The following is a 13,392-nucleotide window of genomic DNA, read 5'->3' as shown; positions in this document are numbered from 1 at the left end:
AGAAACCTAAATATAGGCAACGGTTTTATAAAACTGTTGCTTTTATTTTTTATAACAAAATCACCTGATAGAAGAAAATACAGGTGATTTATTTCAAAATTTATTTAATTATACAGATTTTTTAAGTATTTCAAAAATATCTCTTTCTTCAAGCATATGATAGTAGCCGAGTGTTCCTTTTCTGGCAGCACCTTTGGCCATGACATCAATTTTGGAATCATCCACATTTTCATCGGAAAGCTTTGACGGCATGTCCAGTGTATCAAAGAAATCCCTTATTTTTTCAATAGTTTTCAAAGCCGCTGCTTTTTCATCATCATTGGATATGCCGAATACATTTTTCCCCAGATTCAGGAATTTTGTAAGCGGAAGAGATTCAGCGATGTCTTTATTCAGATAATATTTCAGAACATTCGGGAAAAGTATGGCAAGTCCGGCACCATGAGTAATATCATAAATAGCACTTACTTCATGTTCAATCCCGTGTGAAGCCCAGTCCCCGTGTTTTTTTCCATATGTAACCAGATTATTCAGAGCAAGAGAGCTTGTCCACATAAGGTTTGCTCTGGCTTCATAATTATCCGGTTCTAAGACAGCTTTTTTTGCATAATTAATAACATTTATCATCATTGCCTCGGTAAGTCTGTCAGGAAGTCCGTCATCATTATGGGATGAAAAATATTGTTCCAGAAGATGACTGACTATGTCAGTAGCACCGGCAGCAGTCTGGTATTTTGAGACACTAAATGTAAGTGTAGGATCTTCAAATGTAAAGACCGGTACAAGAAGCGGATGACCAAAAGCCAGTTTTTCCTGTGTCTTTTCATTTGAAATAACAGAGCCGCCGTTCATTTCAGAGCCTGTAGCGGCAAGCGTCAATATAGAGCCTATAGGGAGTACATTTTTCACCTTTGCTTTGCCAAGAAGAAAGTCCCATGGGTCTCCTGTATAATTCGCGCCGGCTGAAACAGCCTTAGCACAGTCAATAGTGCTGCCTCCTCCCACAGCGAGTATAAAATTAAGGTTATTTTCCTTTATTATTTTAATTCCTTCTCTTACGCTGGATATGTCAGGATTAGGCTTTACGCCTGAGAGCTCCTTAAAGAATATGCCTTTATCATTTAAAAGTGAAACAACTTTATCATATAGTCCGGTCTTTTTTATACTATTTTTTCCATATAAAAATAAAACTCTGTTCCCGTGAAGAAGAATTTCTTTCGGGAGTCTTCCTAATTCATCTTTTCCAAATATTATTTTAGTTGGAATATTATAAGTAAAATTTAACATTTGCTGCCTCCTGTTATTATTTTGATAATATAAAATTATATTATTTTTTTGACTTCTGCCAATCAATAGTACTTTGAATGACTATGATTTTTCTGAAATTTGTATAAAATTAATCTGTAATATATAACCAGTATACAAAACCAGTTAAAAAAATATGTTAATTTACAAGTTCCAAAGCTTTTCTCAATTCATCAACTTTTTTATGAGTGTATACTTTTTTAGTTAAAGCAAAAGATTCATGATCTATCATTTTCTTAATTGCTGTGGAATTTCCACCTGTATCGTTTAATCTTGTCGCAAATGTATGTCTACAATCATGAGGGGTATGATCCATATTAAGAGTTTCCATAATAGGTGTAAATAAGCGATTTAAATAATTAACATAGATTAAAGGTTTTTTATAGGTTGTTGATGAAACTAGATTATCAATGCAGGAATATTCATACCTACTTTGTATTAAATCTTTCAATCTTGGATGTATTGGCATGATTCTATTTCTTCCAGCGATAGTCTTACTTTCTTTAATTGTAATAGTCTGCTCGACTAAATCAATATCTTGCTTCCTCAGAGTCAATAATTAGCTGATTCTCATGCCTGTATAGATCATAATGAGGATTGGGACGGCATATTTGAAATTTTGCAAATTAGCCCACAATAAATCGATTTCGTGATCTGTGAATATAGTTCTTTATTTAATGACTACATGTTTGCCAATTTTTATATATTTACTATAGTCTTTTTTGGATAATATCCATTTCCATAGCATATTTGAAAAATAAATTTAATAAACTTTTCAGAATTTTTAGAGTAGCGTGGTTTTTACCTAAACTATCAATTAAATTCTGCATATGTATTGCTTTTATATCTTTTATTTTTAGATTTAAGATGGACTTGCAGTGATTGTAGCTTGTCTCATATCCTTTGATAGAATTCTTACTTAAATCTTTAAAATGTCTTTCTTTCCATTTTTCATATAATTCACCAAAAGTAACATTGTTTTCATCAACATTATATGGGGTTGTATTGTATGCTGCAAGTGCTTGCATGGACTCCCTTCTTGTATTATGATAGCTTAAATATTTATAAATTTGTTTTCCTTCATCGGTATATCCTTTTGTAATTCTAACAGCAAAAGGCTTTCTCCGATTCCCAGATAATTTAAAAATGGATCCGTATCCATTTGGGTTACGCATAAAAAAATCACATCCTTTTATTTTTAGTAAAAGTGTGATATAATTCCAATGTCAAAGGTGGTATTTATATCACGTTTTAAGTCTCTTTCTTGGTCGGGAGAGATTTTTTTATTTAAAGTCCTAAATCAAAACTAGCATATTTGATTCCCTCATCAACAATTACTAAATTTTTAGATTGCCCTTTTGGAACCATATAAACTAAAGTTTGTTCTATTTTGTTGCCAGATGGTATAGCCTCCTGATTATATTCTCCAAAATCATAGATGTATATTGGCTTGATTAAGATGTTATCTTTGGTTTCAATTTGATATTCACCTCTTGGAGTTCCAGGAATTATATCTTGTGTTATATTTTCTTTTAATAATTTTATTACAACAAATTCATAACCTTCACGTAATTTTTCATATTTTGCATTCTCATAAAACTCAACACTTAAAACAGTTTGAGCTGATAAAGTTAAAACACCTCTTTCACCTTTTTTGAAATATTTTGTTTCAACTTTTTCATTGTTAGCAGGTTCTCCATTATTTAGTTTATCGAGTCTACCAATAATAATAGATGTAAATTCTGTAATATCAGGACTATTTTCATCTATTATCCATTTCCCATCCTTTTTTAGCATATTTAAAATAAGTTCTTTCTTTACATATTTTAAATTATTCTTTTTTAATATTTCTAAATATTCATTATTCATTGTTTTAGTAGCCATTTCTTGAGTAGTTCCTGCATATGATGCAGCTAGTACTTTTTGAAATACTTCAGGAGCATATTCGAATAGATTTGGAGCTTCAATTGAAAATTTTATAGTACTAGTATTATTTTCTTCTTTTACTTCAATTATTTTATACTTTATCTTTTTAAAATGTTCGAGATAAAATGGTAGCTGCTCAAGATAAGATGCTTTAAATGTACCACTAGATAAATCTTCATTTGAAACTTTAGTTACATGCTCAGAATTACCAGATTGCAAAGCTGCCATTATACTTTCAAATGCTTTTTGAGATTCGGGAGTTTTACTACAACTCATTAAAATCAATAAAAATAATAATATTATTATTTTCTTCATGTTATCTCCTTGTATATTTGATATTTATTACTAAACTTGAATTCTCTTAATCTTTCCAACAATATTTCATCATTAGATACCTCATCACAGTAACAGTAGTAGTATTCAATATTATCTGTATCATATCCATTCAATAATAATTCTGCAGCGAATTTATTAGCTTCATTTTCCATTATGTTACTATATTGCAATATATGTCTATGCATTAAAGCCACTGTAGAACCTGAATATAAAATAGCATGTCCAAGTTCATGTGCAAGGACTATTATTTGTGCAAATTTGCTGAGTAAAGAGTTGACCACTATTACTTTTCTACCTTGTGGGTGTTTAATATCCTTTTAAGTATCCTAAATCATCATATAGTACTATAATACCTAGTTTTTTACATAATATAGCAGGATCAGATGTGTTATATTTTTTGATCTAACCTGTAATAATTTTAAAAAGATGTTTTTCGCTCAATAAGAACAGCAACAAATTCTATAAAATCAGGACTATTTTCATCTATAACCCATTTGCCTCTTTTTTTCACAATATTTAAAGAAAGCTCTTTTTTAATATATTTTAGGTCGTTTCTAGCTAAAATAGATGAGTAAGCAGCATTAGTTGCTTGAAAAAGTATCTCTTTTTTATTATAACCTGAAAATGTTAATTGACTCGTTGATAATTTTAGATACGGTTCAATACTATACTCAGATAAATTTGGTGCTTCAATTAAAAATTTTATAGTAGCGGTATTTTTATCTTCTTTTACTTCAATTATTTTATATTTTATCTTTTTGAAAGATTGAAGATAAAACGGAGCTTCCTCAAAAAAATATTGATTAAATGGATTATCAGAAAAATTTCTTTCTGAAATTTTAATTATTTGATCCTCATTGCCGGATTGAAATGTTGACATTAAGTTTTCAAATGATTTTTGTGAACCGGATTCTTTGCTACAACTCATTAAAATTAATAAAAATAGCAATATTATTATTTTCTTCATGTTACCTCCTTGTGTATTTTAATATTTATTACTAAACTTGAATTCTCTTAATCTTTCTAATAAGACCCTGTCATTTTCATCATTAGATACCTCATCACAGTAACAGTAGGAGTATTCAATATTATCTGTATCATATCCATTCAATAATAATTCTGCAGCGAATTTATTAGCTTCATTTTCCATTATGCTACTATATTGCAATATATGTCTATGCATTAAAGCCACTGTAGAACCTGAATGTAAAATAGCATGTCCAAGTTCATGTGCAAGGACTATTATTTGTGCAAATTTACTGAGTAAAGAGTTGACTACTATTACTTTTCTACCTCGTGGGTGTTTATAATATCCTTTTAAGTCTCCTAAATCATCATATAGTACTATAATACCTAGTTTTTTAATAAAATAGCAGGATCAGATGTGTTATATTTTTTGATCAGGTTTTTAATTCTCAGTCTAATTTCATCTTCCCATCCCATTAAGTATGAAGGTGTTGTTTTATATATAACTGCCAGTTTTCAATTTTATCAGAGGGTATATTTGTAATATCAAGATTTTCATATGGAATCAAGTTCAAAAATTCCACGAAGAGCATATATTTTACCTGCATTAGATTTAGATTTATAAAATAAAGATTCGAGTAAATCTAGTCGCTTATTTTTAACCAAGACGTATAGATAAAGGTCATAATTATCATCGCCAAATCCTTTGGAGTTTTTTAAAATTTTGTAAGATTCTAGAATATCATTATATTTATTATCTAGAATTAAATTTTTAAGATATTCTCTTTCTAAAGCAGATTTTGAGAGAGATATTTCAAAATCAACATTAAAATAAATACGACATGGAAAAAGATAAATGCTAAAAATAAAAAATAAAATAAATTTTTTCAAAAAATCACCTCAAATTATTAATTTAAAGAATATCATAAAATTTCAAAAAAAGAAAGAGGATTGGAGAACGTATTCTATTTTTTTAGAAAAATAAAAAAAGACCTCCGAAGAGGTCAGAGAAATTATATTACATAAATTCAATAATTAATTATAACATTATATTAAGAAAAAATAAAGTAGGAGTGATTGAAGTGGAAAATCCAAATTATTATGGAATATTACCTGCAAGTGTGAGGTATGATAAAAACTTAAAACCAATGGAGAAAATATTGTATGTGGAATTAACAGCACTTTCAACTAAAAATGGATATTGCAATGCACAAAACTCTTATTTTGCTAAATTATATGAAGTACATAAAAATACAGCAGGTTCTTGGATAAATAAGTTAGAAAAATTAGGGTATATAAATTCAAAATTGATATATGCTAAGGATAAAGAAGGAAAAACAACAAAACAAGTAATAGAGAGAAGAATTTATATAATAAGCAACCCTATAAATGGAAAAATTGATAGCTATCAATCAAAAGAGTGCGAGCCTGTCAATAAAAATATTGATACCCCTATCAACGAAAAGACGGAGGAAATAAATAATAATACAAGTAATGAATATTACAAGAATAATAGTAATAAAGAAAAAAAATATGACTACCGACGACATTCTCAGAATGAAAATATTCAAACTAAAGAAATAGAAAGCATATGGAAAGAAAAAAATCTAAAGAATTTTGAGTATTCACCTATAGAAGAAATTAATAAAGCAATAAAAAAGTTTGGTATAGGTAAGGTTATTCATGCAATAGATCAAATTAGTAAAAGTAGCTACTGGAAAAATAAAATTGGAATAGGTAGTTTTTTCAATCCTAATGATGGATTTAGAATGATAAAGAATACACTAAATGGAGACTACAGTGATTTTAAAGAACAGTTATAGGATCAGAAGTTGAAGTTATAAATTCAAAAGAAATATCACTCGAGGATTTGAAAAATACATTTAAGCAGGAGGAAAAATGGCGGAATTAAGGAATGAAAAGCCAATACTAGGGAAATTGATAGTATTTCCTAATATGCTGGAAAGTGCTATTGAAAACGGACTGAAGGAAAAATATTTTATAAATAGGGAAAATAGAAGCTTATATAAACAAATGCTGGATATATATGAAAAACATGGAGTATTAGAACGAAGTTTTTTAAATTTGAAGTCTGATAAACAAATAGAACTTGGTGAACTATCGGATAAAGTGGTATATATGCCGACGGCAATAAAAGCTCTGAGAGAAGAATATAAAAACTTATATTTAGATAAAAAAATAAATGATGCACTTGTTGCTGATAGTATTGATACAGATGGAAAAAGAAAACAAATACTTTCAATTTTGGAAGAAGCAGGAGAATTTGAGCAAGAAAATAATAAAATCCTTAGTCCGAGGGGACTCATAAACGAATGGTGGGAAAATCTTGAGAGAAGAGAACTGGATGGAATAAGAACCGGTTATAGTGAATTAGACAAATATATATTCTTTGAAAAAGCTAGTTTAATTACAATAGGTGCCAGACCAGCTATGGGGAAAACAGCTTTAGGTTTAAATATGGCATATAAAAATTCAATAAATCATAATGTTATGTATGTGAACTTAGAAATGAGTACAAGGCAGATAACTAATAGAATATTAGCAAGTATGTCTGGAGTACCATTATGGAAAATTAAGCATAAAAAAATAGAAGATACAGAGATACAAGAAATAATAAAAAACTTGGAGAAATTTGAAAAATTGAATTTGAGTATCCTTGATTGTTCAGATACAAATTTTCATACTATCATTCAGGGAATCAAAAGAGTACATGAAAAAAATAATTTAAATTTGATAGTCATTGATTATTTAACTTTGATGCAGGCCAGAGGGTTTTCAAATAAGAATCTTGAAGTTGAATATATGGCGAATAGATTAAAAGCATTATCAAAAGAACTGAATACATGCATAGTAGTATTGGCTCAGCTAAGCAGAGAAGTAGAAAAGCGAGCTGATAAAAGACCAATATTATCAGATTTAAGAGACTCTGGCGGAATAGAACAGGCAAGGAAAAGGAATAGAGATAAGTGGAAAAATAAAAAAGGATAAATGGGTGGATCATGAGGGAAATAAGAGAAGTAGATTAAAAGTGCTGGTAGATCAGAAGGAATTTCCAAAGTCAAATAAGCCAAAAACAGACAAGGCTACAGAACCTCATAACTGGGAACCCGGGGGCTCTGATAACAATGATATAAATGATGATGATTTTCCATTTTAATAACTGAGAGGAGAAAAAGAATGTTAAAAAGATTTTTATTATATATTGTAAAAGTAGGAAGAAGTGCGATAGAAGAAGATAGAGAAATTAGTTCGAATACGATACATATACTTAGCTTTCCAGTATGTTATAGCATAACAGAAGTAGAACTTGAAGTTCTGAGACAGGGGAATAAAGATATTCAAATTCATGGAAAAGCTGGAGATACAACTTTGAAATTAAAAAAGAGAGTAGACCGTGTATTGTATAAGCGGGAACTGGAAAATGTGAATGCAATACTAGGAGATGTCAAATTTGAAGAAGTAAACGGGAAATTATATTTAATACGTTTTGTAGATCTACCAGTAAAAAAATCATTTCTGGATGTAAAGGAAGCTATAGAAGATTTTAAAAGAAAAGGATTGATAATAAAAGATTTGTACTGGAGTTAAGAAAAAAATAGAACATAAATTTGCTTGCTTATTAGATATTGACAGGAGGAAGAATGAGATTAGTTAAAACCGGAAAAAGCATAATGAATCTGGCAGAAGAAGCAAATAATTTAATAAAAATGGTTTATGGGCCTATAGGTAGAAGTCACATTTTGAAAGTAATAGACATAGGATTAAATGACGAAGACGATTGCAATATGCTTGTTACATATTCAGATGGAATAACAGAAAGTAAATATATATTTGATCAAGATGAAATAACAAGAATAAATGGACAAGAATATATACCTTCCGATACAAAAATAGAAGAATAAGAGAATAAAATATGGAACAGTGGACCATGACAAGTGAATATTTAGTCTTGAATGAAAATATGTTATAATAGTATAAATATTTATATGGAGGATGAAAATGAAAAAAATATTAATAGTATTATTGGTTATGATAACAAGTTTAGTCTATAGTAACAATCTAAACAAGTATGAATCTAAAAGAGTTTTTGATAAAACTATGGATGCTATTTTTAATAATAATTTTGAAAAATATAAAGACGATCCTGAAATGACTAGAGCTTTAATGACTAGTAAAGAAAGTTTAGAAGATGAAAACTGGGACACCTATTTACAATGGTTTAAAGAAAATAAATATGAGGTTTTGGAAGTAAAAGAAGGTAAAAATAAAAGTACACTTACAGTAAAAGCAACATTTAATTCTTTTGCTGATATACCAAATGATGACGTTATGGGTATTATATTTACAGAAGTTTATAAAGCATCTAAAAATAAAATAAAGTCTCTAGATGAAGAGGATGATATCTTTGATGAAGAATTTATGATTAACGTAACAAATAAGCTTATGGATAAATCTAAAAAAGAAACTAAAGAAATAAAAGTATATATGGATAAAGTAAATGGGAAATGGGATCTTATAGAAGATGAAGATAATGATGATGATATTGTAAATATGGAGCTTATATCTACAATGACGCCACTTTTAGAAAAGTTTTTAGAAATTACTACAGAGTTTGAAGGATTTGAAGGTTTCTAAGATCTGATAAAATAAAAAACTATAAAACAAGACTAAATATAAAACAGTCTTGTTTTTTTATTGCAATAGAAAAATAAAAAAACATAAATAACTGGAGAATGGAGTATGTAATCCAGAAGGACAATGACAATTGAATATTTAGTCTTGTAAAATTCCTTTATTTTATATATAATTAAAGAAAAATTAGGAGTTATAATGAAGAGAATAATTTTATTTTTTACATTGATATTTAGTATGAATGTAGCGGTAACAATGGGATGTTATACTTATGAAAAAAGAGGTGATTCAATTTATTTTGCTTGTAAAAAAATGGAAGAAGTAAATATTGAAACATTCCAGATACTAACCCCTTTTTTATATGCGAAAGATAAAAAAAATGTATATTACAAAGATGACATTTTAATAGGAGCAGATACAGAATCAATTGAAATAGTAGCTCGATATAATGGATATATTAAAGATAAAGATCATGTTTATTATGAAGGGAAATTAGTAAATGGAGCAGATCCAAAAACTTTTGAAGCTTTAAGTTATTCTTTGTATTCAAAAGATAGAAAGAATGTATATTTTGAAAATAAAAAAATAATAGGAATAGATGTAAAAACTTTTGAGATAATTGAAAAAAATTACGCAAAAGATAAGAAGTCAGTATATTTTCAAGGGCAAAAATTGAATGGCTCTGATCCCAAAACATTTAAGCCTTGCGATCCATTCTTTTCTTTGTATTCAAAAGATAAGAGGTATGTTTATTATCGAGATGTAATAGTAAGAGGTGCGGATCCGAATACGCTAAAACTATTAGCGACACAAGTAGTAGATTCTCAAAAGTATGAATTTAGAAGTGAATACATATCTGATAGAAGTAGTGTTTATTTTAAAGAAAAAGAGATAATAGGAGTAGATACAGAGACATTCGAAGTTCTTAATTCAAGTTTATCAAGAGATAAAAATGATTTTTATTATAATGGAGAAAAATTAAATGTAGATATAAAGACATTTGAATATGCTCTGACAGGAAGTTGTATAAAAGGAGAAGATAAAAATAAAAAATATGAGTATAATTGTGATGTGAAAGGATGGGTTATCGACTAATTAACTGATAGAAAACAAGACTAAATATAAAAATAGTCTTGTTTTTTTATTACCCGAAATAAGGAGAGATAATATGCAATTTGGAAATGAGAAAATGAATAGATTAATACACTGTTTTTTTGACTGTTATGAATATCATTTGCGCGGTATAGATATAAGAGGCTTGAATAGTAAAAAAAGACCACCCACAAGCGATTTACATTTAGCAAAAGTAAAGGAATTTTTGAAAAGGCAGTATATAAACTAAATCTGAAAGAATACACTCCATTTTCTAATTTAAAGAATAGTCTGCAGGGTCAAATAAAAGATATAAGGAACTTGAGTATATCAGAAGATGAAAAGCTGGAAAAAGAACTGGAGTTAATAGAAGAAAGTGCAATAAAAGAAATACAATATTTATTATTGAAGTTAGAAGGAACATTTACAACAGCATTGTCTACTTTTAGTTATGAAGGACAGAAAAGGCTGATAAGATTCTTATTTGATTATTTTATGGAGAATGAAATACCGATATGGGAAGAAATGCATGAATTAATAAAACAGCAGGAAATGAAATCATGGATATACTGGATGTTAAAGAAAAAAGCCTGCACAATTAGCACATAATAAAAGTGCTGGAAGTATGGGAGGATAAAAATATGATGGATTAATAGGAAATTCTTATTTGCCGTTAGCCGTAGAATATTATAATGGGAATAGATCATGGAGTTGGAGGCGGAAGAAATAAATTAGAAAATTTATTGATAGAACATAATATTTATTATGAAGAAGACGGAATAATAAAAGCTTATTGGTTTGAGATAAAGACGGAACAGGAAGCAAAATTGATAAAGAAAATCTACCCACTTCATGGGAAGGCATTTGGGAAAGAATAGGTGATTGTAAGATGAAAGAGCTTAGTGCCAGAGAAAAGGAAGTATTGGATTTGACAGAGACAGGATATACTCAAAACCAAATAGCTATTAAGTTATCTATAACTAGAAACGCAGTAAAAAGTTATTTAAAACGGGCCTGTTATAAAAAAGTAGGTGGCAAAACTATTGCAAAAAATAATAAATAAGATTATACTAAGAATATAAAATGGCAGAGGATAAAAAAGGTGGGTAGAGATTGTGAAGAAACTTATTTTATTTATATTCTTATTTAGTATGAATTATGGATGTGATTTTGTAGAAACTAAAAATTTAATAGAGAAGAGAGCTATAAACTCAGTAAAAGAATTGGAATTACAAGATAAAATAGTTTGTGATGAAGAATGGAAAAAAATTATTTATATTGTTAATATGAAAGAATTCGGAAATTTATTAGTAAATGGATTTATTTTAGAAAATAATATAGAAGATAAAGAGAAATTCTTAAAAGAGTTAGAAGATAATTCTTTTGTCGCAGATAGTTTATTTAATAAGTTAGGAATCAATGATCTTAAAAATAATAATATATCAATGGTTCACTATGATTATACGAAAGATAAAAATCCTGATAATCAAATTTATACGATTATATATTTTCTAGAAGATGACGAACCATTTAGAACATTTATGTTAAATAAAAAATATGGAGAAGAAATTGATGAAATAATAAAATATTTAGAATTAAAAAATGAAATATATCAAGTATATTAATGAGGTGTAGGATGTTGAATGAAAAGGAAGCCAAAAGAAATGCATACTATGATTTAATAAACAGATATAAATGATGGAGAAATAGTTAATATAAAAATTATTCAAAATATAAAATTAAGCAAAGAATATTTGAAGAAAGAAGGATATCTAAAATAAAATATTAAAATTAGTGACTTAACAGGAAAGGCTGGAGAGCTAATACAGAATAACTATGTAAAGTAGTTATATATGTGTTAGCTCTTTTTTATTTTATATATCAAAGGAGAACTGAATGGACTTTTTCTATAAAACAATAACAACAGTATTATTAGGATGTATTTTATTTACAATCCCAAGAGAGATATATCTGTGGATATTTGTTTTAACAGGAGTTATATCTTGGGAATTTATTCTAATGGTTTTATTTGGAAAGATAGAATTTAAAATTAAATCTAATAAAAAGGATCCATTAGAAGAGGTGGTCATAAAGTTTAATGATGTAGAGAATACAGAGATATACATTACAGACATCAGGGGATATCGATATGCATTATTACTTGATAAAGGATATGTAATGGATATAGTGACAGATGCAGGACAGACAGGGCAATGGATGAGTACATTGAGGTATGGTAGCAGGAGTGAAAGAGACAAGGACTACGAAGCACTGATATACAAGCTTAAAGAGCATGGACTGTACCGAGGAGGATGAATATGCGATCAATCGCAATGAGAAAGGTACTTCCAGAGATTTAAATGACTTGCGGGTCTCGCGATCCCAAGATATGACTACTTTTTTATAAAAAAAATTTTTATTACGTTTCGTTATACGAGGTGAAAACGTGCTGCCAGAAAAAGTAACAAAAAAAGAATTAACAGGACTTTTAGATTTGTATAATAAAAAATTACAAGAGCTTGAATATAAAGGAAGAATAACGAAAAACAGTGCTGGAAGCTATGAGTTATCTAATATTACTGATTTCGTTCTGTATGAAAGATATAAAATTCCTGAGATTGTACGATTAGCAGATTTAGCAAGTTTTCTTAGTTTATCAGAACGTAGAATACAGCAGATGACAGAAGATGGTCTGATAATAAGAGCCCGAAGAGGCGAATATGAATTTATACCAAGTATAAAAAATTATATAGAAAGCATAAACAATGTCTTTGAAGAGTTTGAAGAAGAGAACGGAGAAACAAAATCTGTCAATTTAAAAGAACTTTATATCAAAAAAATATTGAATATAAAGCCAAATAAATAGAGGAAAAAGAGATAAAACTAAGGAAAATGCGTGGCGAATTATACGAAGCAGCAGATGTAGAAAAAGTCTGGTCTAAGCTTATAGAAATATTTAAAGCTAAACTGTTAGGAATGCCGTCGAAAGTGGCGGTAAAACTGGAAGGGGAAACTAGCAATGTAATAGAAGAAGAACTTTAAAATGAAGTTTTAGAGGCATTGGAAGAGTTGATGAATGTAGATCCGGAAGAATTCAAAAGCAAAGACTTAATT

The 13,392-nt window shown here is 28.6% G+C and carries 23 protein-coding genes; 15 read left to right on the top strand and 8 right to left on the bottom strand.

Going from position 1 to position 13,392, the window contains the following annotated elements:
• Nucleotides 1-108: 108 nt before the first annotated feature.
• The 8 genes from STERM_RS12450 to STERM_RS12425 form a co-directional block, all read right to left on the bottom strand.
• Nucleotides 109-1,287 carry an iron-containing alcohol dehydrogenase gene (locus tag STERM_RS12450; RefSeq protein WP_012861981.1) on the bottom strand — a complete coding sequence of 393 codons (1,179 nt, stop codon included), beginning with the start codon at nt 1,285-1,287 and terminating at the stop codon, nt 109-111.
• A 157-nt stretch (nt 1,288-1,444) separates the two neighbouring features.
• A complete protein-coding gene (locus STERM_RS22540) occupies nt 1,445-1,861 on the bottom strand; it encodes a tyrosine-type recombinase/integrase (RefSeq protein ID WP_049768987.1) in 417 nt (138 codons plus the stop codon).
• A gap of 154 nt (nt 1,862-2,015) precedes the next feature.
• Nucleotides 2,016-2,480, bottom strand: coding sequence for a tyrosine-type recombinase/integrase (locus STERM_RS22535; protein ID WP_049768986.1), 465 nt, complete (start codon nt 2,478-2,480; stop codon nt 2,016-2,018).
• Between the two features lie 112 nt (nt 2,481-2,592).
• The gene (locus STERM_RS12440; RefSeq protein WP_012861980.1) at nt 2,593-3,546 is read right to left on the bottom strand and encodes a hypothetical protein; all 954 of its coding nucleotides are present in this window, start codon (nt 3,544-3,546) and stop codon (nt 2,593-2,595) included.
• Complete coding sequence (locus STERM_RS21305) at nt 3,543-3,878, bottom strand: ImmA/IrrE family metallo-endopeptidase (RefSeq protein WP_081439630.1); 336 nt, start codon at nt 3,876-3,878, stop codon at nt 3,543-3,545. Before STERM_RS21305 ends, STERM_RS12440 begins: the two co-directional genes overlap by 4 nt.
• A gap of 107 nt (nt 3,879-3,985) precedes the next feature.
• On the bottom strand, nt 3,986-4,534 hold the full coding sequence (locus tag STERM_RS12430; RefSeq protein WP_012861979.1) for a hypothetical protein: 549 nt from the start codon (nt 4,532-4,534) through the stop codon (nt 3,986-3,988).
• 18 nt (nt 4,535-4,552) lie between these two features.
• Nucleotides 4,553-4,918: an ImmA/IrrE family metallo-endopeptidase gene (locus tag STERM_RS22710; RefSeq protein WP_256595014.1), complete on the bottom strand. Its 366-nt coding sequence runs from the start codon at nt 4,916-4,918 to the stop codon at nt 4,553-4,555.
• Between the two features lie 170 nt (nt 4,919-5,088).
• Nucleotides 5,089-5,424 carry a hypothetical protein gene (locus STERM_RS12425; RefSeq protein WP_012861978.1) on the bottom strand — a complete coding sequence of 112 codons (336 nt, stop codon included), beginning with the start codon at nt 5,422-5,424 and terminating at the stop codon, nt 5,089-5,091.
• A gap of 191 nt (nt 5,425-5,615) precedes the next feature.
• Here STERM_RS12425 and STERM_RS21300 point away from each other — a divergent pair, with 191 nt between their 5' ends.
• From STERM_RS21300 to STERM_RS22210, 15 genes are all read left to right on the top strand, one after another.
• Nucleotides 5,616-6,356 carry a helix-turn-helix domain-containing protein gene (locus tag STERM_RS21300; RefSeq protein WP_012861977.1) on the top strand — a complete coding sequence of 247 codons (741 nt, stop codon included), beginning with the start codon at nt 5,616-5,618 and terminating at the stop codon, nt 6,354-6,356.
• Between the two features lie 76 nt (nt 6,357-6,432).
• On the top strand, nt 6,433-7,542 hold the full coding sequence (locus STERM_RS21295; RefSeq protein WP_012861976.1) for a replicative DNA helicase: 1,110 nt from the start codon (nt 6,433-6,435) through the stop codon (nt 7,540-7,542).
• A gap of 4 nt (nt 7,543-7,546) precedes the next feature.
• Nucleotides 7,547-7,711 (top strand): hypothetical protein, encoded by a 165-nt coding sequence (locus STERM_RS22220; RefSeq protein WP_012861975.1) that lies wholly within the window; start codon nt 7,547-7,549, stop codon nt 7,709-7,711.
• Nucleotides 7,712-7,731: 20 nt separating this feature from the next.
• Nucleotides 7,732-8,142, top strand: coding sequence for a hypothetical protein (locus tag STERM_RS12410; RefSeq protein WP_012861974.1), 411 nt, complete (start codon nt 7,732-7,734; stop codon nt 8,140-8,142).
• Between the two features lie 53 nt (nt 8,143-8,195).
• A complete protein-coding gene (locus tag STERM_RS12405; RefSeq protein ID WP_012861973.1) occupies nt 8,196-8,456 on the top strand; it encodes a hypothetical protein in 261 nt (86 codons plus the stop codon).
• A 97-nt stretch (nt 8,457-8,553) separates the two neighbouring features.
• Nucleotides 8,554-9,189 (top strand): hypothetical protein, encoded by a 636-nt coding sequence (locus STERM_RS12400; RefSeq protein ID WP_012861972.1) that lies wholly within the window; start codon nt 8,554-8,556, stop codon nt 9,187-9,189.
• 195 nt (nt 9,190-9,384) lie between these two features.
• Nucleotides 9,385-10,281, top strand: a complete 897-nt coding sequence (locus STERM_RS12395) for a DKNYY domain-containing protein (protein ID WP_012861971.1) — start codon at nt 9,385-9,387, stop codon at nt 10,279-10,281.
• Between the two features lie 73 nt (nt 10,282-10,354).
• Nucleotides 10,355-10,528, top strand: a complete 174-nt coding sequence (locus tag STERM_RS22215; protein ID WP_012861970.1) for a hypothetical protein — start codon at nt 10,355-10,357, stop codon at nt 10,526-10,528.
• Nucleotides 10,529-10,599: 71 nt separating this feature from the next.
• Entirely contained in the window at nt 10,600-10,887 is a 288-nt protein-coding gene (locus STERM_RS12390) for a hypothetical protein (RefSeq protein ID WP_012861969.1), read from the top strand.
• An 83-nt stretch (nt 10,888-10,970) separates the two neighbouring features.
• Nucleotides 10,971-11,156, top strand: a complete 186-nt coding sequence (locus STERM_RS12385; protein ID WP_012861968.1) for a hypothetical protein — start codon at nt 10,971-10,973, stop codon at nt 11,154-11,156.
• 11 nt (nt 11,157-11,167) lie between these two features.
• Nucleotides 11,168-11,341: a helix-turn-helix transcriptional regulator gene (locus STERM_RS21735; RefSeq protein ID WP_012861967.1), complete on the top strand. Its 174-nt coding sequence runs from the start codon at nt 11,168-11,170 to the stop codon at nt 11,339-11,341.
• A 52-nt stretch (nt 11,342-11,393) separates the two neighbouring features.
• Entirely contained in the window at nt 11,394-11,903 is a 510-nt protein-coding gene (locus STERM_RS12380; protein WP_012861966.1) for a hypothetical protein, read from the top strand.
• Between the two features lie 271 nt (nt 11,904-12,174).
• Nucleotides 12,175-12,594, top strand: a complete 420-nt coding sequence (locus STERM_RS12375) for a hypothetical protein (RefSeq protein WP_012861965.1) — start codon at nt 12,175-12,177, stop codon at nt 12,592-12,594.
• Nucleotides 12,595-12,724: 130 nt separating this feature from the next.
• Nucleotides 12,725-13,144, top strand: coding sequence for a hypothetical protein (locus STERM_RS12370; protein ID WP_012861964.1), 420 nt, complete (start codon nt 12,725-12,727; stop codon nt 13,142-13,144).
• Nucleotides 13,145-13,170: 26 nt separating this feature from the next.
• On the top strand, nt 13,171-13,320 hold the full coding sequence (locus tag STERM_RS22210) for a hypothetical protein (protein ID WP_012861963.1): 150 nt from the start codon (nt 13,171-13,173) through the stop codon (nt 13,318-13,320).
• The last annotated feature ends 72 nt before the right edge of the window (nt 13,321-13,392 follow it).

The organism is Sebaldella termitidis ATCC 33386 (assembly GCF_000024405.1).
Lineage (GTDB): Bacteria > Fusobacteriota > Fusobacteriia > Fusobacteriales > Leptotrichiaceae > Sebaldella > Sebaldella termitidis.
This window is presented reverse-complemented; position numbering and strand designations above follow the sequence as displayed.

Coding starts and splice junctions, on each gene's coding strand:
- STERM_RS12450 (WP_012861981.1), bottom strand. CDS start 1,287: ATGTTAAATTTTACTTATAATATTCCAACTAAAATAATATTTGGAAAA.
- STERM_RS22535 (WP_049768986.1), bottom strand. CDS start 2,480: ATGCGTAACCCAAATGGATACGGATCCATTTTTAAATTATCTGGGAAT.
- STERM_RS12440 (WP_012861980.1), bottom strand. CDS start 3,546: ATGAAGAAAATAATAATATTATTATTTTTATTGATTTTAATGAGTTGT.
- STERM_RS12430 (WP_012861979.1), bottom strand. CDS start 4,534: ATGAAGAAAATAATAATATTGCTATTTTTATTAATTTTAATGAGTTGT.
- STERM_RS21295 (WP_012861976.1), top strand. CDS start 6,433: ATGGCGGAATTAAGGAATGAAAAGCCAATACTAGGGAAATTGATAGTA.
- STERM_RS12410 (WP_012861974.1), top strand. CDS start 7,732: ATGTTAAAAAGATTTTTATTATATATTGTAAAAGTAGGAAGAAGTGCG.
- STERM_RS12405 (WP_012861973.1), top strand. CDS start 8,196: ATGAGATTAGTTAAAACCGGAAAAAGCATAATGAATCTGGCAGAAGAA.
- STERM_RS12400 (WP_012861972.1), top strand. CDS start 8,554: ATGAAAAAAATATTAATAGTATTATTGGTTATGATAACAAGTTTAGTC.
- STERM_RS12395 (WP_012861971.1), top strand. CDS start 9,385: ATGAAGAGAATAATTTTATTTTTTACATTGATATTTAGTATGAATGTA.
- STERM_RS22215 (WP_012861970.1), top strand. CDS start 10,355: ATGCAATTTGGAAATGAGAAAATGAATAGATTAATACACTGTTTTTTT.
- STERM_RS12385 (WP_012861968.1), top strand. CDS start 10,971: ATGGGAATAGATCATGGAGTTGGAGGCGGAAGAAATAAATTAGAAAAT.
- STERM_RS21735 (WP_012861967.1), top strand. CDS start 11,168: ATGAAAGAGCTTAGTGCCAGAGAAAAGGAAGTATTGGATTTGACAGAG.
- STERM_RS12375 (WP_012861965.1), top strand. CDS start 12,175: ATGGACTTTTTCTATAAAACAATAACAACAGTATTATTAGGATGTATT.
- STERM_RS22210 (WP_012861963.1), top strand. CDS start 13,171: ATGCGTGGCGAATTATACGAAGCAGCAGATGTAGAAAAAGTCTGGTCT.